Consider the following 21764-nt stretch of genomic DNA (forward strand, 5'->3'; position numbering starts at 1 on the left):
CGTCGGTGGAGCGAACCCGTTCTCCTGTCTCCCCGGCGCGTCCGGGCCTGTGAACCGGATGCCGATGACCTCCCACCAGATCGACCTCGAGGACGACGCCGGCAACGACGACTTCGATGAGCTGTACGAACCGATCATCGGGCCGTTGTCGTTGCAAGCGATCACGCTCGGCACGGCGGCAGTGTTCATGGTCGTCGGCATCCTCGGCTTCCTGCCGGGTGTGACCAGCGACCTGTCGTTCCACAATGGCCCTAGATTCTCCGGCCACCACTCGCACGCGATGCTCTTCGGGGTGTTCATGGTGTCGGTTCTGCACAACTTCGTGCACCTGGGCTATGCAGCGCTCGGCGCGGTTTCGTCATTCTTCGCTCAGACCGTCCGCGTGTACTTCATCGCCGGCGGCGTGATCTATCTGGTTGTCTGGCTCTACGGGCTGATCGTGCGCGAGGACAGCTCCGCGAACTTCCTGCCGGTCAACACCGCCGACAACTGGCTGCACTTCGGCCTCGGCGTGGGAATGATAGCGATCGGGATCCTGCTGCACCTGCGGCTACGCGCCGCCCGCGACCGGGTCTCACCGGGCGCTCAATGATTCGAAGACCGACGAACGTAGGAGAGATCATGGCAACAGGTGTGGCAACGGTGTGGGTGCCGGTCGAGGACATGGACCGCGCGGTGCGCTTCTACCGCGATCAGCTCGGGCTGAGCGTCAAGAGCGAGAGCGACGAGTGGACCGAGATCGATGCGAACGGGTTGACGATCGGTCTGAACGCCCGGGAACACGCCTCGACGGGCGGCGGCGGCGCGGTCATCAGCTTCCAGTGCGACGGCTCGATCGAGGACGAGGTCGACCGGCTGTCCAGCGGCGGTGTCGAGCTGACCGGCGAGATCAGCGAGCACCCGTGGGGCCGGATTGCGCCGTTCCGGGACAGCGAGGGCAACGACCTGCAGTTCTACGCACCGCCCGTCTGACCCGAGCGACGCAGGCTTCGTCGGTCAGCCCGGGACTCGCTCGAAGCGGCGCAGCAGATGGCGACCCGCGGCAAGCACCGTGTCGCGGTCGTGGGTGAGCACGAACTCGTAGCGGCGGTCGGACTCGGTGACCGGTTCGTCGCCATCGTGGATCTCCCGGGCGATCAGCGCGCCGGCATAGTGCGCACCCACCACCACGACCGTCCACTCCGTCGTCAGCGGGTCGTCCGGCGCCACCGCCGCGCCGCGCACCCCAGGCATGGGTTCGGCCGGCATGCCCACACCGAGGACGCCGACGAACCGGCACACGGCAGCGAGGCTGCGGAACCGGTCACCGGCCGGTGTCAAACGCTCGGCCTCCTGCAAGGTCGCAAGCACCATCGAGGGGTCCGCCGGGTTGCAGGCCTGCTGCTCGAGCTGCCTGGACAACTGGAGCAGCATCGGCTTGCGGGCGATCCGCGTCTCGACCGCCTGCAGTAACCCGCCGGGCGCACCATCGTCGGCGGAGCGGTGCCGCCCGACGCCCGGCGGTCGCAGCGGAGCCGTTGGCCGGACGGTCGGCAACGGTCCCGGACGGCCGAACAGGTATCCCTGGCCGTAGACAGCGCCGAGGGTGCGGGCCCGTTCGAGATGGGCCGGCGTCTCGATGCCCTCGGCGAGCAGCGCCGTACCCATCCGCTCGCTGTGCGCAAGGACGCCGGTGAGCGTGCGGGCCTGCTCGGCGGTGGGGTCGTTCTGCACGAGGGAGATGTCCAGCTTCACGACGTCCGGATCGAGGAACGGCAGTGCCGCAAGCGACTCGGTGTGCACGCCCACGTCGTCGAGGGCCAGGCTCCATCCGAGTCTGCGGATCAGGTCGGCGAACGCGAACAGTTCGCCCGGGCTGTTCAGCAGGTCCCGTTCGGTCAGCTCGACGACGATCTGCAGGTCACGACGGGCGCGGCCGAAGACGTCGATGAAGGCCTGCGGTGCCCGGCGGGCCAGGATCCGTGGTTCGACGTTGACGAACAGCAGCGTCCCGCGATCGAGACCGGCGTCCAGCGCCCCGGCCAAGGCGGCCGTCCGGCACGCCCACTCGATCTCGTTGAGGTCAGCGGAATTGGCGAAATCAGGGGCCACCTCGAGGCCCGGCGACATCCACCTGGCCAATGCCTCGTACCCGACCACTCGCTCGGTGGCGAGCTCGACGATCGGCTGGTACACGGATTGCACCCGGCCTTCGGCGGGCACGGTCTCTGACGTCACGACGACCTCTCGCCGCGCTGGGCGCGGATCGTCGATGGGTGGGGTGTCGGGTGCACGTTAGCTCACCGACGTGCGGGGTGGTCGGCGACAGGCGAACTGGCCTGCTGCGACGTGGCCTGCACCGGCTTCGGGCGGCCCGCTCGTCGCCGCCGACCACCTGCCGTGTGTACTGGCGCATGCGATGACACTGACGCGATGACCACCGACGCGATGACGACCGACGACGAGACCGGCCCGGGTGCGGTTGCGCTGCAGGCGGTGCTGGTCGACATGGACGGCACCCTGCTGGACTCGGAGAAGGTGTGGGACGTCGCCCTGGACGACCTCGCGGGCTGGCTCGGCGGCCGGCTGTCGCGCGCGGCGCGGGTAGCCATGATCGGCTCGAATCTGACCCGCTCGATCGGCGTCGTGCACCGCGACCTTGGCCTAAACGCCGACCCGGCCACGAGCGCCGCGTACCTGCTCGACCGCGCCGAGGCGTTGTTCCGGACCGACCTGGTCTGGAAGCCCGGTGCCCGCGAACTGCTCACCGATGTGCGGGCGGCGGGCGTGCCCACGGCACTGGTGACCTCGACCGTGCGCCGGCTGACCGACATCGCGCTCGACACGATGGGGCGCGAGCTGTTCACCGTGAGCGTCTGCGGCGACGAGGTGGACCGGCCCAAGCCCGAGCCGGACCCTTACCTGCGGGGCGCGCAACTACTCGGTGTGCCCGCCGCGGCATGCGTGGCCGTCGAGGATTCACCGACCGGTATCGCCAGTGCCGAGGCGGCCGGCTGCGCGGTGATCGCAGTGCCGAGCGAGACAGCTGTGCATCCGGCAGCCGGCATATGGGTGCGGGACACCCTGGTCGGGCTGACCGTGGCCGAGCTCGTGGCGTTCAGCCGGACGTCACGGGCAGCTGCGGGAACGGTGGAGGCGTGCCACCGAACTCCGGACAGTGGGCCTTGAAGTCGCACCAATCGCATAGCCGGCTCGGGCTGGGCCGGAAGTCACCGGTCTGCATACCGCGTTCGATGGCGGCCCAGATCGCCATCAGCGTGCGCTCGAAGCGGGCCAGCTCGTCGGCATCGGGGGCGTAGCTCAACGTGTCGATGTCGGCCAGGTACATCAGGCGCAGTTGGCGCGGCACGATGCCGCGGGTGCGCCAGAGCACCAGTGCGTAGAACTTCATCTGGAACAGGGCCTTGGCCTCGAACGCTTCACGCGGGGAGGCGCCGGTCTTGTAGTCGACGACGCGCAGGTCGCCGGCAGGGGAGACGTCGAGCCGGTCGACGATGCCGCGCAGCCGCACGCCGTCGACCACGACCTCGACGCGTTCCTCGCGGGCGGCGGGCTCGAGGCGTCCCGGGTCCTCGAGGGCGAAGTAGTTGCCGAGCAGGGCGGCCGCGGAGGCCATCCACTCGGCGAACCCGGTGCCGTCGGTGTCGGCCGCGAACAGGGCTGCGACGCCGGGCTCGGCCTCGCGGACCTGCGCCCAGGCTTCGGGCAGCATGGCCCGCGCCGCCTCGACGGTGCGTTGCGCCGACGGCAGGTCGAACAGCGATTCGAGCACCGCGTGGACCAGCGTGCCGCGGACCGCGGCCGACGACGGCTCCGCGGGCAACCGGTCGATGCAGCGGAAGCGGTAGAGCAGCGGGCAGGACTTGAAGTCCGCGGCCCGCGACGGCGACAGCGAACCCAGCACCACCGGCGGCAGCTCGCCCTCGACGGGCGTCTGCGCCGTTGCCATCACCTGGGTCATGTCCGAGAGGTTAGTTGCGCCATCCGACAGTTCTGGGAGATCAGGGCGTGCCGAACCGTGAGAGCGGCCAGACGCGCAGGAACGCGTGGCCCACGATTTTCGACCCCGGGATGGGCCCGAACATGCGGCTGTCGTCGGAATTGCAGCGGTTGTCGCCCATGACGAAGTAGTCGTCCATGGGCACCGTCCATTTCGAGGTCTTGGTGAGCGGTTTGGTCGGGGTCGGGCCGCACGCCTTGTTCACGTAGTCCTCGGTCAGCCGGAGCCCGTTCACGTACACCAGGCCGTTGCGCAATGTCACGATGTCACCGGGCAGACCAATGATCCGCTTGACCAGCGTCTTGTCGTCGATCTTCCACGTGTCCGGACGGTTGAAGACGACGATGTCGCCCTCATGCGGGTCGTGGATGCGATAGCTGATCTTGTCCACGAGGATGCGGTCGTCGGGACCACCGCCGCCGCCCTTGAGCGTGGGTTCCATCGAGGCCGACGGGATGTAGTAAGGGGCGACGACGTAGTTCCGCAGCACCAGCGCAGCGAGAACGGCCACCACCAGCGTGATCACCAGCTTGGTGACCCGTCGCGCGCCGCGGCTGTCGCGCAGCCTGCTGAGCCAGCTGGGCTTCTTCTCCTTGGCGTGCGCCGGCTCCTTGGCGTGCGCAGGCTTCTGCTTCGGCTCCTCTGCGGCGAGGTATCGGCTGATGTCCGGGCGGCGGTGACCGGCGTCGTCGTCGGTGTCAGTCTGCTGCCGGTCGGGGCCGGGCACAGGTCCGGGACGGGGCCGCGGACGCTGGTGTTGAGGACGCTGTTGTTGCGAACGCTGCTGGGCGGGTGCGGCCTGTGCGGGCAGGTCGTCGCTCGACGCGGGGCGCGGCCGCGGCGCAGGCCGATCGCGGCGGGGGGCCTCGTCGAGCGCAGCGGGGACGGGCTCCGGCGGGAAGAACGGACCTTCGTCGTCGTCGCTGGCGGCGCGCCGGCGCGACCAACCGCGGACGCCGGTACGCGACGCAGGGTTGGGCGAGGGCGTCACGCGTGAAACGGTAACCGGTCGCCACCGCTCATGGTCGTAGCATCTCAAGCGTGCACACCGAGCCGACCCGGAGTGGGCCCCGGCCGACGCTGCAGCTGGCGCGCGTGTGGGGCGTCCCGGTGGTGGTCACGCCGTCCTGGCTGATCATCGCGGCAGTGCTGACGATCAGCTACGGCCCGATCGTCCGCGACGCCGTGCCGGGCACGTCCAACGCGGTGGGATACCTGGCAGCCCTCGGTTTCGCCGTGCTGTTCGCGTTGTGCATCGTCGCCCACGAGCTGGGACACACCCTCGTGAGCCGGGCGCTGAAGTATCCCGTCAAGCGGATCACCTTGTTCCTGTTGGGCGGGGTGTCCGAGATCGAGGGCGAGCCCCGCCGCGCCCGCGACGAACTGCTGATCAGCAGTGCCGGCCCGCTGGTGTCCGCGCTCGTCGCCGCCGTGCTGTTCGGCGGATACGCCGTCGCGCCGAGTGAGTCGTTGGTCGAAGCGCTCCTGCTGCTGCTGGCGTGGAGCAACGCGGCGCTGGTGGTGTTCAATCTGCTGCCGGGCCTGCCGCTCGACGGCGGACGCATGCTGCGCGCCGCGGTCTGGGGCGTCAGCGGCCGCGAGACGCGCAGCATCAAGGTCGCCGGCTGGTTCGGCCGTGGTGTGGCCGTACTGGTCGCGATCACCGGGCTCGTCGTCGATCGCACCTCGGCCGGGTTCGCGGCTGGTCTCGTCACGCTGTTCCTAGCCGCCTACCTGTGGTCGGGCGCCACGGCAGCAATTCGGGTTGCCGATGTCCAGGAGCGGTTGCCACTCGTACGGGTCATCGACCTGCTGCGTCCCGGCCTACTCGTGCCAAGCACCGTCACCGTCGACGACGCGCTGAGGCGGGCCTGGGCGGGCAACGTGGGCGGCATCGTCCTGACCGACTCGTCCGCGCAGCCGAGCGCAATCGTCGACGAGCGCCTCATCAGCGCGGTCCCACCCCAGCGCCGAGCCTGGACGCAGGTGTCGACCGTCGCCCGTCCGCTCGAAAGCGGCATGGTGCTGCCCGTGGACATCGATTCTCGGGATCTGCTCGACCGCATGCAGGCCCACCCCGCTCGCGAGTACCTGATGATCGCCGCAGACGGCGCACCGGCCGGCATCATCGCCACCGTCGACTTCGCGCGCCGCCTCAAGGGAACCGCATGACGCGCACCCCGGGGTCGGGGCCGTTCGAGATCGGCGAGCGGGTGCAGCTGTCGGACCCCAAGGGTCGGCTGCACACGGTCACCCTGGAGCCCGGCAAGCAGTTCCACACCCATCGCGGCGCGATCGAGCACGACCACCTCATCGGGACGCTCGAGGGCAGCGTCGTCAGTGCGACGTCGGGCACGCAGTACCTCGCGCTGCGACCGCTGCTCAGCGACTTCGTGCTGTCGATGCCGCGCGGGGCCGCGGTGATCTATCCGAAGGACGCCGCGCAGATCGTCGCCATGGGCGACGTGTGCCCCGGGATCACCGTGCTCGAGGCCGGCGCCGGCTCGGGTTCTCTGACGTGCTCGCTGCTGCGCGCCGTCGGGCCCACCGGGTCGGTCGTCTCCTACGAGGTCCGCGATGACCACGCCGAGGTCGCCGTGCGCAACGTCGAGATGTTCTTCGGTGGGCGACCGCCGAACTGGTCGCTGCGCCTTGGTGACGTCGTCGAACACCCGGCGGACGAGCCCGTCGATCGGGTGGTGTTGGACATGCTCAGCCCCTGGGAGGTGCTGCCTGCCGTCACCGCCGCGCTTCGTCCGGGCGGGGTGCTGATCGGTTACGTCGCCACGACGACGCAGCTGTCGCGGCTCGTCGAGGCGTTGCGGACCGACGGCGGGTTCACCGAGCCGAGCTCGTTCGAGACGATGGTGCGGGGTTGGCACGTGGTGGGTCTGGCCGTGCGTCCGGAGCACCGGATGATCGGGCACACCGCGTTCCTCGTCACCGCCCGGCGGCTCGCGCCGGGGGTGGTGGCGCCGGCCCGGCAGCGTCGCCCGACGGCCACCGAACAGCCCATCGTCCCGCTGCGCGACGAGACGGTGCCCTTCCGGCCGAGCCTGCCCTGAGTCGACGCTATCGGCCGACACGCCCGGGCATCAGGAGCAATCAGGCTTCAGGTCCCGCAACCTCGACGCCGTCGCTCTCGCGCACGACGTGGATGCAGTCACCGGGACATTCCTTGGCCGAGGAGATGACGTCGAGGCGGAGCGACATGGGCACGTCGGCCCGCGCCTGCGGGGCTGCGAGCAGCTCACCGTCGCTGTCCTTGACGTAGGCGAGCCCGTCGATGTCGAACTCGAAGACCTCCGGTGCGTACTGGACGCACAGCCCGTCGCCGGTGCACAGGTCCTGATCGATCCATACGCGCAGCGCGTCGCTCATCAGTCAGAAACTCCTCGGTAACGCGGTGCGGATTGCCTGTCACAACGAACAGGACTCACTCAAGGGTAGTTGCCGAGAGACGTTGCCCTGCCGTGTGTAGGGTGAAATCTCGCGAACACTCCGCACGGCTACATGGTGCGACATTGGAGGTGGCCGCAGTGGCTCAGGAGTCACGAGGTGGACAGGACGACGCTTCGAACGCCGGCGCGTCGCGCGACCCGGACCTGCGCCGGCGCACGGCATTCCTCGAGCAGGAGCTCGAACTGCTGCGGGCCAAGGTCTCGGAGTCGCCCCGCCACATGCGGCTGCTCGAGGACCGGCTCGCCGAGTCCCAGTCACGCATCGCCGCGCTGAACGACCGCAACGAGCGGCTCGCCGACACGCTGCGCGAGGCCCGCGACCAGATGGTGCAGCTCAAGGAGGAGGTCGACCGCCTCGCTCAGCCGCCGAGCGGCTACGGCGTCTTCCTCGAGGCCTTCGAGGACGGCACCGTCGACATCTTCACGACCGGGCGCAAGCTGCGGGTGGCGGTGTCGCCCGAGGTGCCGGTGCTTGAGCTGCATCGTGGCCAGGAGGTCATGCTCAACGAGGCCATGAACGTCGTCGCCGCGCGTGGGTTCGAGCGCTCGGGTGAGGTCGTGATGCTCAAGGAGATCCTCGATGGCGGCGATCGCGCGCTGGTCGTCGGCCACACCGACGAGGAGCGCGTCGTCTATCTCGCCGACCTGCTGCGCGACAAGCCGCTGCGCGCCGGCGACTCGCTGCTCATGGAGTCCCGCTCGTCCTACGCCTACGAGCGCGTGCCCAAGAGCGAGGTCGAGGAGCTCATCCTCGAAGAGGTTCCCGACATCGACTACACCGACATCGGCGGCCTGGCCGGGCAGATCGAGTCCATCCGCGACGCGGTCGAACTGCCCTTCCTGCACGGCGACCTGTTCCGCGAGCACCAGCTCCGCCCGCCGAAGGGCATCCTGCTCTACGGACCGCCCGGTTGCGGCAAGACGCTGATCGCCAAGGCGGTCGCGAACTCGCTGGCCAAGCAGGTCCAGAAGGTGCACGGCGGCGACGAGAAGGCCACCGCGTTCTTCCTGAACATCAAGGGCCCAGAGCTGCTCAACAAGTACGTCGGCGAGACCGAGCGGCATATCCGCCTGGTCTTCCAGCGCGCTCGCGAGAAGGCGTCCGACGGCACCCCCGTGATCGTGTTCTTCGACGAGATGGACTCGATCTTCCGCACCCGCGGGTCGGGCGTCAGCTCTGACGTCGAGAACACGATCGTCCCCCAGCTGCTCAGTGAGATCGACGGCGTCGAGGGGCTGAAGAACGTCATCGTCATCGGTGCGTCGAACCGCGAGGACATGATCGACCCGGCGATCCTGCGGCCCGGCCGGCTGGACGTCAAGATCAAGATCGAGCGTCCCGACGCGCAGGCCGCGGCCGACATCTTCAGCAAGTACATCCTCCCGGGCCTGCCGATCCACGACGAGGACCTCAAGGAGAACGGTGGGGACCCGGAGGCCACGGTGGCTTCGATGATCCAGAACACCGTCGAGCGGATGTACACGGAGTCCGAGGAGAACCGCTTCCTCGAGGTCACCTACGCCAACGGTGACAAGGAGATCCTGTACTTCAAGGACTTCAACTCCGGCGCGATGATCCAGAACATCGTCGACCGCGGCAAGAAGATGGCGATCAAGGACCTACTCACGACCGGTGAGCGCGGGCTGCGCATGCAGCACCTGCTCGCCGCGTGCGTCGACGAGTTCCGCGAGAACGAAGACCTGCCCAACACGACCAACCCTGACGACTGGGCGCGGATCTCCGGCAAGAAGGGTGAGCGGATCGTCTACATCCGCACGCTTGTCTCCGGGGGCAAGGGCACGGAGGCAGGGCGTTCCATCGACACCGTCGGTAACACCGGCCAGTATCTGTAGGCCGGCGTGCGGGTCACCCGAGTTGTCCCGAACCTGACGGTGTCCGACACCGCAGCGGCGAATCGGTTCTACGCCGACACGCTCGGCTTCACGATCGCGGACGATTTCGGGTGGGTCGGTTTCCTGACGGCCCCCGAATCCGGCCCTGTCGAATTGCACACCGTCACTCACGACGAGACCGCGCCGGTCGAGTCCGTGGTCAGCATTGCCGTCGACGACGTCGACGAGGCTTACCGGCGGGTCCGCGAAGCGGGCGCCGACATCGTGCACGAGCTGCAGGAGGAGCAGTGGGGGGTTCGCCGCTTTTTCTTTCGCGACCCGGACGGCAACGTCATCAACGTCGTCGCCCACCGCTGACCCCCGAAAGGCCGAATTGCGGCGTTATAGCGCCCGTCTGCTTGAATCGGCTGGGTTACGTATGCGCTTCCAATAAATGGAGCAGCGGCGGACTTCTACTGACCGAGGTCAAACCGTGACCCGACGACGCATTGCCATCATCGGGCCTGCCCGCACCCCGATCTCCGAACCCTTCTCCGGAGGACTGACCGCACACATCGGCGCACTGACCGAACGGCTGTGCCAGCGCGGCCACGATGTGACGCTCTTCGCCGCCCCCGGTTCCGACCGGAAGCTGCCCGTCGTCGAGCTGGCGATGAACCTGCGGCTGTCCGACGATGCTCGCCAGGACGTCTCGATGCCGCCCGAGGTATTCATGCACGAACACCACGCCTACCTCGGACTGATGACGAGCCTGGCCCGGCAGCGCAACCGTTTCGACGTGATCCACAACCACAGCCAGCACCACCTGCCGATCGCGCTGTCCTATCTGCTGGCCACGCCCATGGTCACCACGCTGCACACGCCGCCCACCCCTTGGCTCGAGTCGGCCGTGCAGGTCGGCCCCACGCTGGCGATGCGCTTCGTCGCCGTCAGCCAGTTCACCGCCGATCAGTGGAGCCCGCTGCTGGGCGCGGTGGACGTGGTCGCGAACGGGGTCGACTGCGAGCATTGGACGCCCGGCCCGGGCGGCACCGACCTCGTGTGGTCCGGCCGGATGGTGCCCGAGAAGGCACCGCATCTCGCCATCGAGGCAGCTCGGCTGGCCGGCCGACGCATCGTGCTCGCCGGGCCCGTCGCCGACCCGGTGTACTTCGCCGCCTGCGTGCGCCCGCTGCTCGGCCCGGACGCGCACTACGCCGGGCACCTCGACCAGAACGCGCTGTCGCGGCTCGTGCGTACGTCTGCCGTCGCGGTGGCCACCCCGGTGTGGGACGAGCCGTACGGGCTCGTGCTCGCCGAGGCGCTGGCCTCCGGCACCCCGGTGGCCACCTTCGCGCGCGGCGGCACTGTCGAGGTCGTCGACGAGACGTGTGCGCGGCTGGCCGTGCCCGACGACGTCCACTCCCTGGCCCGTGCGATCACCGAAGCGGCTGCGCTCGACCGTCGCGCCGCCCGCCGGCGGGCGCTCGAGCACTGCTCGATCGAACGCATGATGGACGAGTACGAGCTGTTGCTGGGCGAGACCGTGGCCGCTTGATCGGGTATTACGTCCACCACCACGGCCACGGCCATCTGCACCGCGCACTGAGCCTGGCGCAGCAGCTCGACGAGCCGGTCGTCGGGCTCTCGTCGCGGCCGCCGCCCGCGGACGCGCCGTTCGCCGACTGGGTCCAGCTCGCGCCCGACGACGCGTTCGAGGGCGCGGCGGACCTGCATGCCGGGGGAGCGTTGCACTGGGCACCGATCAACTCGCCGGGTTACGAGCGGCGCATGCACCAGCTGGCCCGGTGGGTGGCCCAGGACGCCCCGCGCCTGGTCGTCGTCGACGTGTCCGTCGAGGTCGCTGCGCTCATCCGACTGCTGGGCACGCCCACCGTCGTGGTGACCCTGCCGGGCGGGCGCGCCGATGACCCGCACACGACGGCCTACCGGCTCGCCGCGGCGATCGTGGCTCCGTGGCCCGGCGAGGTGTACGACCCACCGCACCTGACGGCTCACGCCGGCAAGGTCGTCTTCACCGGTGCGTTCTCGCGCTTCGACGGCAAACCGGCTGGTCCGGTCACCGGCGACAAGCGGGCGCTGCTGCTGCTCGGGTCCGGCGGCACCGACGTCCCCGTCGCGACCGGCCGGTCGGCGGGTTGGCAGTGGAGCACCCTGGGCGGCGCCGGGCGGTGGAGCGACGACGTCTGGACGGCGCTGCAGGACGCGGACGTCGTGGTCACGCACGCCGGGTTGAACGCGCTGGCCGAGGTCGCCGCCGCGCGCCGTCCGGCGATCGTCGTGCCGCAGGGTCGCCCCTTCGACGAACAGCGGACCACTGGGGACGCGCTGCGGTCTGCCGGCCTGGCCACCGTGCTCGACGCCTGGCCCGCGGCCGGCGACTGGCCCGGACTGCTCGACGCCGCTGCCGCGCAGGGACAGCAGTGGACGCGCTGGAACGACGGGCGCGGCGCGGCCCGGTTCGCCCGTGTCGTCACCGAGGTGGCGCACGGTGGCTGAGACGAGCGGGCCGGCCGTCGTCACGGTGGTGAGCGGGCGGCACGAGCACCTGAGCGTGCAGCGCCACCACCTCGCGCGGTCGACGTGTGCTCCGCTGCTGCACGTGGTCGTCGCCGTCGACGACCCCGCGATCGACGTCGTGGTGGCCCGCGAACCCGTGATCCCGACGCTGGTCGTGCCGTTGGCTACGACTCCGGCCGGGTTGCCGGTGGCCGCCGCTCGCAACGCCGGCGCCGAGGCAGCGCTGGCCGCCGGCGCCACGAATCTGGTCTTTCTCGACGTCGACTGCCTGCCCGCTTCCGGACTGCTTGCGGGTTATGTCGCCGCACTGGCCGAGCATCCCGAGGCACTGCTGTGCGGGCCGGTGACCTACCTGCCGCCCGCGTCCGCACGCGGCTGGCGCGTCGACGACCCGGCAGCGCACCGCCACGCGCACGAGGCCCGTCCCGATCCGGCGTCCGGGAGCTTCGCGCCGCTCGAGCCGGCGTTGTTCTGGTCGCTGTCGTTCGCCGTCACGGCCGCCGGGTGGCGCCGCTTCGGCGGGTTCTGGGCCGGTTACGTCGGCTACGGGGCCGAGGACACCGATTTCGGCGTGAGCGCCTCCGCGGCCGGGGTGCCATTGCTGATGGCCGGGGGGGTCGACGCCTATCACCAGCACCACCCGGTGAGCCGGCCGCCCGTCGAGCACCTCGACGACATCGTGCGGAACAGCGCCATCTACCTGCGCCGGCACGCAACATTGCCGATGACGGGTTGGCTGCGCGACTTCACGACGGCCGGACTGGTCGAGGTGGGCCCGTCCGGCGCGCCGCGGCGTTGCGACGCCCCGCGGGTCGCCACCGTTCCGGCTCGCCATCCGTATCTCGACGCCGTGCTGCCGACCTCGGTGGTGCGGGTGGCGCCCGACCGGGTGACGGGATGGGAGCCCGACCCCCTGCTCGACGTCGACTCACCCCTCGGCGGCTCGCACCTCGACGAGACCGACGTGGTGCACGTCCACTTCGGCTACGACCACCTCGACCCGCTCGACCTCACCCGGTGGTTGGCCCGGCTCGACGAGTTGGGCGTCGCACTGGTTGTCACCGTGCACGACCTGCGCAATCCACACCACGCCGACCGGGATCGCCACGACGAACACCTGACGCTGTTGCTCGCAGCGGCTGAGCGCGTCATCACACTGACGGCCGCCGCGGCAGGCGAGTGCGAGCTGCGATTCGGCCGCCGTCCCGAGGTGCTCGCCCACCCCACGCTGCTCGAGGCCGCCGAGATCGATCGGGCGAGATCGACGTCGAGGACGGATCGACCCGCCGTGCTCGTGCCGCTCAAAGCGCTGCGCCGCAACATCGTGGAGCCCGACGCGGTGGTGATCGCCGCGGTCGAAGGAGCTGCGCTCGCCGGCGCTCGCGTGCAGGTGCTGCTGCAACCCCGGCACGCCGACCGCGCGGAGGTCGCCGCAACGGTGGCGGCGGCAGCCCGCGGCGAGATCGACCTGCACCTGACGGACTACCTGCCGGCCGACAAGCTGTATGCGCTCGTCGCCGCGGCGCAGGCGGTGGTGCTGCCCTATCGCTTCGGCACGCACTCGGGCTGGGCCGAACTGGCCCGTGACCTCGGCAGCCACGTTGTCGCGCCCGACGGCGGTCACGCCGCCGACCAGGCGGACGGCGCGTTGAGCTACGTCCACAACGAGGACGTCGGCCTCGACGCAGCCAGCCTGCGCGTGGCCGTGGCCGAGGCGTGCCGGCGACCGCCCGCACTGCCGGCCGACCGGCGGGCCCGCGAGGTCGAGCGCGACCTCGTGCGCGCCGCACACGACGTGCTCTACCGCGAGGTGGCCCGCCGCACGGTGCGTCTATGACGGTGCGCGTGTTGCACCTCGTGCCCGGACCGGCCGAACACGGCGTCGTGCGGCACGCGGTGGACGTGGCGCACTCGTGCGGCCACGAGGTGCTGCGCGTCGAGGGCACCGGGCACATCGAGCTGCCCACCCTGTCGGCGTACGACGTGGTGCACGTCCCCGTCACCGAGCAGCTGTTCGGCCGCGACCTGGACACCGCCGCAGCGGCTTTCACCCACCTGGCCGACGCCGTCCACGCTGCCGGTGCGGCGCTGTCGGTGACGTTGCACGACCTGCCCCACGACAAGAGTCCGTTTCAGACCCGGCGGGCGCTGTTCTACGAACAGGTGGTCGGCGCTGCGCGCGGGGTCGTCGTCAACAGCGATGTCGAGCTCGACCTCGTCACTCCCTGGGCTGTCGCGGTGCACTCGCTGCGCCGCATCCGGTTGCCGGTCGAGCAGGTCCGAGCTGTCCCGACGCCAGGCCCGGCCCCCCGCGCAGAGATCACCGTCCTGGGCTTCGTCTTCCCTGATCGTGGTTACGAGGACGTCATAACCGCGCTTCCTGACGATGCCTCGCTGGTCGCCCTCGGGCGCGCGTCCGAGGGCCATGACGATCTGCTCGAGCGCTACGCCACCCTGGCCGACGGCCGGTTCCGGGCTGTCGGGTTCGTGCCCGACGACGAGCTCGCCGCCCAGCTGCGGGTGGCGGCGGTACCGGTGGCGCCGAACCGACGAGTCACGGCGTCGGCGTCCATCAACACCTGGCTGGCGCACGGGCGCCGCCCGCTGGTTCCCGACGGCCCTTATGCCCGCGAAGTGGCGGCCACCCGACCCGGCGCACTGTGGATCTACGACCCCGACGACCCGGCCGACCTGCCCGACGCGCTGCGCGTCGCCCTGAGCGAACCCGAGCGCACCTGGCTGGGCCCGGATGTGCCGCGCGGGCCGTCGCCGGCTGACGTCGCCGCGGAGTACGCGGAGCACCTGCAGGCCTGCCAGCCGCCGCGGGCCCGCGCGCTGAGTTCGGGCGGTTACGTGGTGCCCGGCAACCGCTGGGACCTGCTGCCACCGGCCAGCACGCAGCCGAGCGTCTCGGTGGTCGTGCCATATTTCGAGGCTCAGCGCCAGCTTGATCTCGTCCTCGCCGCGCTCGCGGCTCAGACCTACCCGAGCGAGCGAGTCGAGGTGATGGTCGTCGACGACGGTTCGCAGCACCCGCCGGACGTCTCGGCGGCCGGTGGGCTGACCGTGCAGGTCCTGCGCCAGGCCGACGAGGGGTTTCGCGCCGCGCGGGCCCGCACCCTCGGGGCTACGGCTGCCTCCGGGGAGCTGCTGGCCTTCCTCGACGCCGACACCGTCCCCGAACCGGACTACCTGCGGGCGCTGCTCGCACTGCCGACGGTTTGCCCCGACGCCGTCACCGTCGGACGCCGCCGGCACGCTGACCTGTCGACGGTTCCGATCACCGAGCTCACCGAGCCGCAGTGGCTGATCGACGCCTACCGCGCCAGCGGCAACCTGCTGCGCGTGGACCGCCGCTCGTACCGCTTCCTCATCAGTGCCGTGCTCGCCCTGCCGGCACGGCTGTTCGCCGAGGTCGGCGGCTTCGACGAGCGCTTCGTCGGCTACGGCGGCGAGGACTGGGAGCTCGCGCACCGGCTGTACGCGGCGGGCGCGGTCTTCGCTCACGTCCCGTCCGCAGTGGCGTGGCACGACGGGCCGGACTGGGCCGAACGCGGCGAGGCCGCAGCGGCAAAGAACCTCGAGACGCTCACGCTGGCCGGCCTGCTGCCGGACCCCGACGCGCGCGGCACGGGCAGCTGGTGGCCCTACCCCTCGATCGTCGTGCGGGGACCGGCGATGTCCGATGTCGACGCGCTGGCTACGGCCCGTTCAGCCTTCGGCGCCGGCGCCGATTGCATGTTGCACCTGGCCGGGGTCAGCGGTCCGCGCGCCGAACTCGTCCTGGCCGACCCACGGGTACAAATCGGCCCGCCGGCCGATGACGTCCTGGCCCGGGCGTCGTGCATGGTGGATCTCGACGGGCCCACCGACCTCGGCGAACTCACGGCGATGGCCGCCGACGTCGACCGACTCGGTGAGGTGCGCACGCCGGCCATGCGAGTGCGCTCGGCGCGCGCCGTGCGGCGGGCCGCCCGCTGGTCGACCGGCGACGCCGCGGCGCTGGCCTACGCGCTGTTCGGCCGCCACGACCGCACCGGACCCCGGCCGTGGACGCACGTCGATCTGGCAGCTGCCCTCAGACAGGAGTAATCAGCCGCTCGTACACCCCGACCTCGGTGCCGCGCCACGTCGCGCCGATGCCCTCGAAGGTGGCCAGGACGTCGTCGTGCGACCAGTCCTCCTCGACGTGCACCTCGTACGGATTGCCCTCGATCTCGTCCTGCGGGTAGTGCACGATCGGGATCGACAGGTACACCGCCCGCCGCGCGGCGACGGCGCAGCGCCGCCACAGCTCGACGCCCTCGGCGCGGGTCATGTGCTCGACGACGTCGCCGAGGATGACGATGTCGGCGGCCGGCAGCTCGGTGGTGCGGGCGTCGCCGATGATCAGCTCGTCGTAGTACTCGCCGAGCCGGTACGTCGTGACGTACGGCTCCCACGCCTCCAGGCCGACGATCCTGCTCACCGGCAGGTCGCGCAGCAGCTTGGCGTACGTGCCGACACCGGGGCCGATGTCGAGCACCGATACCGACCCGTCGGCCGCGAGCGCGGCGATGCGGTCATGGGTCCAGTCCTTGCCCTCCGGCGAGCTCATCGGCACGTCAGCCAGCCTGACAGACTCGCTGCGTGACGTGCTGGGAGGGAGTGCTCGTCTTCATCGCCGGCGTCTGGGCCGGCACGATCAACACCGTCGTCGGTTCGGGCACGCTGGTGTCGTTCCCGGTACTGCTCGGGGTGGGACTGTCGCCGGTCACCGCCAACGTCACCAACGCCCTGGGCCTGTTCCCGGGTTCGTTCGTCGGCGCCTACGGCTACCGCCGCGAGCTCGTCGGCCAGCGCTCGCGGGTGCTGGTGCTCGGGCCGACCACCGCGCTCGGCGCACTGGTGGGGGCCATCCTGCTGCTGAAGCTGCCGGCCAGCGCCTTCCAGGCCATCGTCCCGGTGCTCATCGTCATCGCACTGCTCCTGGTGGTCTTCGGCAAGCGCGTGACGGCCTGGATGCAGGCGCGTGGCGGCGGCGCGAGCGAACGGGTCGGTCCGGCTCTCGTGTTCACGAGTTTCGGCACCGGCGTCTACGGCGGCTACTTCGGCGCCGCCCAGGGCATCCTGCTGATGGGCTTCCTCGGCCTGTTCCTCGCCGAGTCGCTACAACGGCAGAACGCCCTGAAGAACGTCCTGGCCGGGCTGGTCAACCTGGTTGCGGCAGTGGTCTTCGTCGTCGTGGCCACCGACCACATCGACTGGGTGGCCGCCGGACTGGTCGCCGCCGGCTCGATCGCCGGCGGCCTGCTCGGCGCCCGCATCGGCCGCCGCCTCTCGCCGACCGTGCTGCGCGCGACCATCGTCGTGGTCGGCATCGCCGCGCTCGTCAAGCTGCTGCTTTGACTGGAGTGACGTGCTTCGGCGGGGTGACACGTAGGTTGAGAGAGTGACAGTCAGACGTGTGATGGGCACCGAGGTCGAGTACGGCGTGAGCCTGCCGGGGCAGCCCGCGGCCAACGCCATGCTGCTCTCGGCCCAGGTCGTGAACTCCTACGCCAGTACGCTGCCGGCGGGCCGGGCCCGGCGGGCCAGCTGGGACTTCGAGGAGGAGTCCCCGCTGCGCGATGCGCGCGGGTTCGACCTCGGCGGCGGCAGCGGCACCGTGGCGCAGGAGTTCATCGACGCCGAGGAGGACGCCGGGATGGCGAACGTCATCCTGCCCAACGGCGCCCGGCTGTACGTCGACCATGCGCACCCCGAGTACTCGAGCCCCGAGGTCACCAACCCGCTCGACGCCGTGCGCTGGGACAAGGCCGGCGAGCTGGTGATGCTCGAGGCCATCCGCCGGCTGCCGAGCATGTCCGGCGCCAGTAGCACTTCTTCCGGGGCCGTCATCAACCTCTACAAGAACAACACCGACAACAAGGGTGCGTCCTACGGCGCCCACGAGAACTACCTCTGCAGCCGCGACACCCCGTTCGCGGCCATCGTGCGCGGCTTGATCCCGTTCTTCGTCACCCGCCAGGTGATCACCGGAGCCGGCCGGGTCGGGCTGGGTCAGGACGGGCGGACCAGTGGGTTCCAGATCTCGCAACGCGCCGACTTCTTCGAGGTCGAGGTCGGGCTCGAGACGACGCTCAAGCGGCCGATCATCAACACCCGCGACGAGCCGCACGCGGACGCGGACCGCTACCGCCGCCTGCACGTGATCATCGGCGACGCCAACATGTCCGAGATCTCGACATACCTCAAGGTAGGGACGACGTCGCTGGTGCTGGCCATGATCGAGGCCAATTTCCTGGGCGACGACCTCGCCGTGACGCAGCCCGTGCGCGAGCTGCACGAGGTATCGCACGATCCGTCGCTCACGCACCCCATCCAGCTGGTGGACGGGCGGACGATCACCGCCCTCGACCTGCAGGGCGAGTACCTCGACCGCGCCCGCAAGTTCGTCGACGACCGCCTCGGCGCCGACGCCGACAGCCAGACCCGCGACGTGCTCGCCCGCTGGGAGTCCGTGCTCAGCCGACTGAAGCAGGACGCGTTCCTGTTGGCCCGCGAACTGGACTGGGTGGCCAAGCTGCGCCTGCTGGAGGGTTATCGCGACCGCGACAACCTCGACTGGGACTCCTCGCGCCTGCAGCTCGTCGACCTGCAGTACAGCGACGTGCGGCCCGAGAAGGGGCTCTACAACCGCCTCGTCTCGCGCGGCGCGTTCGAGACGCTGCTCGCCGACGGGGACGCGCAGAGCGCCGTGGCCACGCCGCCGGCCGACACCCGCGCCTTCTTCCGCGGCGAGTGTCTACGTCGCTACGGCCAATCAGTGGCTGCGGCGTCCTGGGACTCGGTGATCTTCGACGTCGGGCGCGACTCGCTGGTGCGGGTCCCGATGCTCGAACCGCTGCGCGGCACGCAGGCGCACGTGGGGGAATTGCTCGACCGGTGTCGCACCGCGAGCGAGCTGGTCGACGCGCTCAACGCGGCGCGATAGAGCCTGGCTCAGGCGCGCTGGTAGCGCTCGGCCGCACGGACCCGCGCCTTGGCCGCCTCGACGTCGCGGTCCTTGGGCGGCGCCGCGGTGACGAGGTCCTCGAGCAGATGCCTGGTGACGTGCGCGACCTCGGCGACGGCGCGGTCGAAGGCGGCCTGGTTCGCCGCGGACGGTTTGGCCGTGCCGCTGATCTTGCGGACGTACTGCAGCGCAGCGGCGTGCACCTCGTCCGTCGTGGCAGGCGGGGCGAAGTTGTGCAGGGTTCGGATGTTGCGGCACATGCCGCCACTGTGCCACGGCTGCGCCGCCGCGGGTGTCAGCTCGCCTCGAGCACCTTGCGCAGCCGCTTCGGGGCCTGCACCCGCCACGCGTCGGTGAGGAGTTCACGCAGCTCGTCTACGTCGACCTCGTCGAGGCGCAACAGCACGGCGGCGTAGCCGTTGTAGTGGTCCTCGGTGAAGAACCTGCGCGGGTCGGACTTGATCAGCGCGTCCTTCTCGGCGACGCCATCGGTGCGCAGGGCCACGATGTCAAAGCGCTTGACCTTCTTCCTCTTCGGGTTAACCCGCTCGCGCCACGGCCACACGAAACCCTTGCCCACGACGCTGAACGCGTCGTTGTCCTCGACGGTCTCCGGCAGGGCGAGCGCGATCCGGCGGACGTCCTCGAAGTCGGCCATGGGACACGCTACCGCGCCTGCCTGTGCTGCCCCCTGCCTGAGCCGGGGGCGGCTGCGGCATGCTCTGGCTGTGGACGCGGTTCTGCACCGACTCGAGGCCCTGCCCGGTGACGGGCGGTGGGCGGTCACCTTCCGACGCGGCGACGGCAGTGAGCAGACCGCCGTCGTGCAGATCACCGACGCCGACACCGTAGACGTCGCCGAGGCAAGCCTGCCCACGGACTGGACCCGCAGCTGCGACGCGTGGCTGGCCGCCGCCGACGCCCTCCGCGCCCTCGAGCGATCACGAGTGGCCAGTGCGCCGAGCGGCGCGGTGCTGCGCGACCCGGACGGCGGCTGGGACGTCAGCCTAGGCAACGTCGTGCTCGGTCCGAACGGCCGGCCGGCGTGCATCGCCCATGGTGAGCTGACTGCCGCCGGCGACCGCTGGACGTGCCCCGAGTGCGGGGCCGTCGCGGTGTTCGGCTAGCCGCGTTGCCCGAGCGCGGGATCAGTGCTGCACTCGACGGCATGGCAGCCACGCATGACGTCACCAACCAGGTCCCGCCGATCGTCGGACGCGATATCAGCACCTCGCCGGCGCTGCTCGAAGGCCTGCGGCGCGAGGGCGCCGGGTGGGCCGAGACCGAGGTCCGCGAGCTCGCGCTGCTCGGCAACAGTGCGGCCTGGCAGGAAGCGGGCCGGCTCGCGAACGATCACCCGCCGGTGCTGCGCACTCACGACCGGTACGGCAACCGCGTCGACGAGGTCGACTACCTGCCGCAGTACCACGACCTGATGCGGACTGCCGTCGAGCACGGCCTGCACGGTGCCCCGTGGACCGACGCACGCGAGGGCGCGCACGTCGCCCGCGCCGCCAAGGTCATCGCATGGGGCGTGGCCGACGCCGGCCACCTGTGCCCGATCTCCATGACGTACGCGGTGGTGCCGGCGCTGCGCACCACGCCCGATCTCGCAGCGCAGTACGAGCCGCTGCTGACGAACAACGTCTACGAGTCGCAACTACGCGCCCCGTTGGACAAGGGCGGGCTCATCGCCGGCATGTCGATGACCGAGAAACAGGGCGGCTCGGACGTGCGCGCCAACACGACGCGGGCGGTGCCCACCGCCGACGGCAGCTACCGGCTCACCGGGCACAAATGGTTCACGTCCGCCCCGATGTCAGACCTCTTCCTCACCCTGGCCCAGGCTCCGGGCGGGCTGTCGTGCTTCCTCGTGCCGCGCGTGCTGCCCGACGGCACCCGCAACGCCTTCTTCCTGCAGCGCCTGAAGGACAAGCTCGGCAACAAGTCCAACGCCAGCGGCGAAGTCGAGTACGACAATGCGTGCGGCTGGCTCGTCGGCGACGAGGGGCGCGGTGTCGCCACCATCATCGAGATGGTCAACATGACCCGGCTGGACTGCTCGCTGATGGCCGCGGGCGGCATGCGGCTGAACGTCGCGCACGCCGTGCACCACGCCACGCACCGCTCAGCTTTCGGCGCCCGGCTGCTCGACCAGCCGGCCATGATCAACGTGCTTGCCGACCTCGCCATCGACAGCGAGGCCGCGAGCACGGTCATCATGCGCATTGCCGGCGCGGTCGACCGTGCGACCCGCGGTGACGAGGCCGAGAAGGCGTTTCGCCGCGTGGCGCTGTCGGTGACGAAGTACTACCTCTGCAAGCGCCTTGCGCCGCACACCGTCGAGGCCCTGGAATGCCTGGGTGGCAACGGCTACGTCGAGGACTCCGGCCTGCCGCGCCTGTACCGCGAGGCGCCACTGATCTCGATCTGGGAGGGTTCGGGCAATGTCGCCGCGCTCGACACGTTGCGAGCGCTGGGTCGCGAACCGGCGGCGGTGGAGGCCTTTCTTGCCGAGCTCGCGCTCGCCAGTGGCATCGACCCCCGCTACGACGACGCGCTCGCGCTGCTGCACAAGGAAATCGCCGATCTCGACGAAATGCCGTTCCGCGCGCGGCGCATCGTCGAGCGGATGGCACTGCTGCTGCAGGGTTCGCTGCTCATCCGGCACGGCAACCACGCCGTCGCCGACGCGTTCGTCGCGTCCCGGCTGGCGGAGCACTCGGGCGTCGCCTACGGCACCCTGCCCACCGGCCTCGACACTGCGGCCATCCTGGCTCGCGCCGCCGTCTCCGGATAACCCGTCGCCCACAGCCGCGGGCGGCGAGGCTGAACGGCCCCCTCCGCGTGGTGATCAACTGCGCATTCGCGTCGCTTGACGGCCGAAATCCGCAGTTGATCACCAAGGGGGGAGGCGTTGCATTCTCACTCG

At 70.4% G+C, this 21764-nt stretch carries 22 protein-coding genes; 15 read left to right on the forward strand and 7 right to left on the reverse strand.

Annotated features, from left to right (window positions below; translation table 11 throughout):
• Positions 1-64 precede the first annotated feature (64 nt).
• Complete coding sequence (locus ACFFC4_RS06825; RefSeq protein ID WP_375499100.1) at positions 65-592, forward strand: DUF4383 domain-containing protein; 528 nt, start codon at positions 65-67, stop codon at positions 590-592.
• Positions 593-621: 29 nt separating this feature from the next.
• Positions 622-972: a VOC family protein gene (locus ACFFC4_RS06830; protein ID WP_375499102.1), complete on the forward strand. Its 351-nt coding sequence runs from the start codon at positions 622-624 to the stop codon at positions 970-972.
• 24 nt (positions 973-996) lie between these two features.
• On the opposite strand, the gene ACFFC4_RS06835 is transcribed toward ACFFC4_RS06830, so the two are convergent.
• Positions 997-2217 carry an EAL domain-containing protein gene (locus ACFFC4_RS06835; protein ID WP_375499104.1) on the reverse strand — a complete coding sequence of 407 codons (1221 nt, stop codon included), beginning with the start codon at positions 2215-2217 and terminating at the stop codon, positions 997-999.
• 258 nt (positions 2218-2475) lie between these two features.
• Here ACFFC4_RS06835 and ACFFC4_RS06840 point away from each other — a divergent pair, with 258 nt between their 5' ends.
• Positions 2476-3168 carry an HAD family hydrolase gene (locus ACFFC4_RS06840; RefSeq protein ID WP_375499374.1) on the forward strand — a complete coding sequence of 231 codons (693 nt, stop codon included), beginning with the start codon at positions 2476-2478 and terminating at the stop codon, positions 3166-3168.
• Here ACFFC4_RS06840 and ACFFC4_RS06845 read toward each other — a convergent pair.
• Positions 3098-3961: a RecB family exonuclease gene (locus ACFFC4_RS06845; protein WP_375499106.1), complete on the reverse strand. Its 864-nt coding sequence runs from the start codon at positions 3959-3961 to the stop codon at positions 3098-3100. The two genes, ACFFC4_RS06840 and ACFFC4_RS06845, sit on opposite strands and share 71 nt — an antisense overlap.
• Before the next feature lie 40 nt (positions 3962-4001).
• Complete coding sequence (gene lepB, locus ACFFC4_RS06850; RefSeq protein ID WP_375499108.1) at positions 4002-4991, reverse strand: signal peptidase I; 990 nt, start codon at positions 4989-4991, stop codon at positions 4002-4004.
• 50 nt (positions 4992-5041) lie between these two features.
• Here lepB and ACFFC4_RS06855 point away from each other — a divergent pair, with 50 nt between their 5' ends.
• Positions 5042-6172, forward strand: coding sequence for a site-2 protease family protein (locus ACFFC4_RS06855; protein WP_375499110.1), 1131 nt, complete (start codon positions 5042-5044; stop codon positions 6170-6172).
• Complete coding sequence (locus ACFFC4_RS06860; protein ID WP_375499112.1) at positions 6169-7065, forward strand: tRNA (adenine-N1)-methyltransferase; 897 nt, start codon at positions 6169-6171, stop codon at positions 7063-7065. The genes ACFFC4_RS06855 and ACFFC4_RS06860 overlap by 4 nt, the downstream gene beginning before the upstream one ends.
• Positions 7066-7105: 40 nt before the next feature.
• Here ACFFC4_RS06860 and ACFFC4_RS06865 read toward each other — a convergent pair whose 3' ends face one another.
• Positions 7106-7381 (reverse strand): ferredoxin, encoded by a 276-nt coding sequence (locus ACFFC4_RS06865; protein WP_375499114.1) that lies wholly within the window; start codon positions 7379-7381, stop codon positions 7106-7108.
• Positions 7382-7539: 158 nt separating this feature from the next.
• Here ACFFC4_RS06865 and arc point away from each other — a divergent pair, with 158 nt between their 5' ends.
• From arc to ACFFC4_RS06895, 6 genes are all read left to right on the forward strand, one after another.
• Positions 7540-9315: a proteasome ATPase gene (gene arc / locus ACFFC4_RS06870; RefSeq protein ID WP_375499116.1), complete on the forward strand. Its 1776-nt coding sequence runs from the start codon at positions 7540-7542 to the stop codon at positions 9313-9315.
• Between the two features lie 6 nt (positions 9316-9321).
• Positions 9322-9672, forward strand: coding sequence for a VOC family protein (locus ACFFC4_RS06875; protein ID WP_375499118.1), 351 nt, complete (start codon positions 9322-9324; stop codon positions 9670-9672).
• A gap of 115 nt (positions 9673-9787) precedes the next feature.
• Entirely contained in the window at positions 9788-10852 is a 1065-nt protein-coding gene (locus ACFFC4_RS06880; protein WP_375499120.1) for a glycosyltransferase, read from the forward strand.
• Positions 10849-11814: a glycosyltransferase gene (locus tag ACFFC4_RS06885; protein ID WP_375499122.1), complete on the forward strand. Its 966-nt coding sequence runs from the start codon at positions 10849-10851 to the stop codon at positions 11812-11814. The genes ACFFC4_RS06880 and ACFFC4_RS06885 overlap by 4 nt, the downstream gene beginning before the upstream one ends.
• A complete protein-coding gene (locus ACFFC4_RS06890) occupies positions 11807-13672 on the forward strand; it encodes a hypothetical protein (RefSeq protein WP_375499124.1) in 1866 nt (621 codons plus the stop codon). Before ACFFC4_RS06885 ends, ACFFC4_RS06890 begins: the two co-directional genes overlap by 8 nt.
• On the forward strand, positions 13669-15927 hold the full coding sequence (locus tag ACFFC4_RS06895; RefSeq protein WP_375499126.1) for a glycosyltransferase family 2 protein: 2259 nt from the start codon (positions 13669-13671) through the stop codon (positions 15925-15927). The genes ACFFC4_RS06890 and ACFFC4_RS06895 overlap by 4 nt, the downstream gene beginning before the upstream one ends.
• Here the strand turns inward: ACFFC4_RS06895 and ACFFC4_RS06900 are convergent.
• Positions 15914-16432 carry a methyltransferase domain-containing protein gene (locus tag ACFFC4_RS06900; protein WP_375499376.1) on the reverse strand — a complete coding sequence of 173 codons (519 nt, stop codon included), beginning with the start codon at positions 16430-16432 and terminating at the stop codon, positions 15914-15916. The two genes, ACFFC4_RS06895 and ACFFC4_RS06900, sit on opposite strands and share 14 nt — an antisense overlap.
• A 32-nt stretch (positions 16433-16464) precedes the next feature.
• Here ACFFC4_RS06900 and ACFFC4_RS06905 point away from each other — a divergent pair, with 32 nt between their 5' ends.
• Positions 16465-17223, forward strand: a complete 759-nt coding sequence (locus ACFFC4_RS06905; protein ID WP_375499128.1) for a sulfite exporter TauE/SafE family protein — start codon at positions 16465-16467, stop codon at positions 17221-17223.
• A gap of 43 nt (positions 17224-17266) precedes the next feature.
• Complete coding sequence (gene dop / locus ACFFC4_RS06910) at positions 17267-18811, forward strand: depupylase/deamidase Dop (RefSeq protein ID WP_375499130.1); 1545 nt, start codon at positions 17267-17269, stop codon at positions 18809-18811.
• Positions 18812-18819: 8 nt separating this feature from the next.
• On the opposite strand, the gene ACFFC4_RS06915 is transcribed toward dop, so the two are convergent.
• Together ACFFC4_RS06915 and ACFFC4_RS06920 are read right to left on the reverse strand one after the other, a co-directional pair.
• Positions 18820-19092: a DUF2277 domain-containing protein gene (locus ACFFC4_RS06915; RefSeq protein ID WP_375499132.1), complete on the reverse strand. Its 273-nt coding sequence runs from the start codon at positions 19090-19092 to the stop codon at positions 18820-18822.
• A gap of 35 nt (positions 19093-19127) precedes the next feature.
• Complete coding sequence (locus tag ACFFC4_RS06920) at positions 19128-19490, reverse strand: MmcQ/YjbR family DNA-binding protein (protein ID WP_375499134.1); 363 nt, start codon at positions 19488-19490, stop codon at positions 19128-19130.
• Positions 19491-19560: 70 nt separating this feature from the next.
• On the opposite strand from ACFFC4_RS06920, the gene ACFFC4_RS06925 reads away from it, so the two are divergent.
• Both ACFFC4_RS06925 and ACFFC4_RS06930 read left to right on the forward strand, forming a co-directional pair.
• The gene (locus ACFFC4_RS06925; protein WP_375499136.1) at positions 19561-19959 is read left to right on the forward strand and encodes a hypothetical protein; all 399 of its coding nucleotides are present in this window, start codon (positions 19561-19563) and stop codon (positions 19957-19959) included.
• Positions 19960-20000: 41 nt separating this feature from the next.
• On the forward strand, positions 20001-21632 hold the full coding sequence (locus ACFFC4_RS06930; protein WP_375499138.1) for an acyl-CoA dehydrogenase family protein: 1632 nt from the start codon (positions 20001-20003) through the stop codon (positions 21630-21632).
• Positions 21633-21764 lie beyond the last annotated feature (132 nt).

Origin of the sequence: uncultured Jatrophihabitans sp. (assembly GCF_964244045.1) — a bacterium.
Taxonomy (GTDB): domain Bacteria; phylum Actinomycetota; class Actinomycetes; order Mycobacteriales; family Jatrophihabitantaceae; genus Jatrophihabitans.

Coding starts and splice junctions, on each gene's coding strand:
- ACFFC4_RS06825 (WP_375499100.1), top strand. CDS start 65: ATGACCTCCCACCAGATCGACCTCGAGGACGACGCCGGCAACGACGAC.
- ACFFC4_RS06830 (WP_375499102.1), top strand. CDS start 622: ATGGCAACAGGTGTGGCAACGGTGTGGGTGCCGGTCGAGGACATGGAC.
- ACFFC4_RS06845 (WP_375499106.1), bottom strand. CDS start 3,961: ATGACCCAGGTGATGGCAACGGCGCAGACGCCCGTCGAGGGCGAGCTG.
- ACFFC4_RS06860 (WP_375499112.1), top strand. CDS start 6,169: ATGACGCGCACCCCGGGGTCGGGGCCGTTCGAGATCGGCGAGCGGGTG.
- ACFFC4_RS06865 (WP_375499114.1), bottom strand. CDS start 7,381: ATGAGCGACGCGCTGCGCGTATGGATCGATCAGGACCTGTGCACCGGC.
- ACFFC4_RS06895 (WP_375499126.1), top strand. CDS start 13,669: ATGACGGTGCGCGTGTTGCACCTCGTGCCCGGACCGGCCGAACACGGC.
- ACFFC4_RS06900 (WP_375499376.1), bottom strand. CDS start 16,432: ATGAGCTCGCCGGAGGGCAAGGACTGGACCCATGACCGCATCGCCGCG.
- ACFFC4_RS06915 (WP_375499132.1), bottom strand. CDS start 19,092: ATGTGCCGCAACATCCGAACCCTGCACAACTTCGCCCCGCCTGCCACG.
- ACFFC4_RS06920 (WP_375499134.1), bottom strand. CDS start 19,490: ATGGCCGACTTCGAGGACGTCCGCCGGATCGCGCTCGCCCTGCCGGAG.
- ACFFC4_RS06930 (WP_375499138.1), top strand. CDS start 20,001: ATGGCAGCCACGCATGACGTCACCAACCAGGTCCCGCCGATCGTCGGA.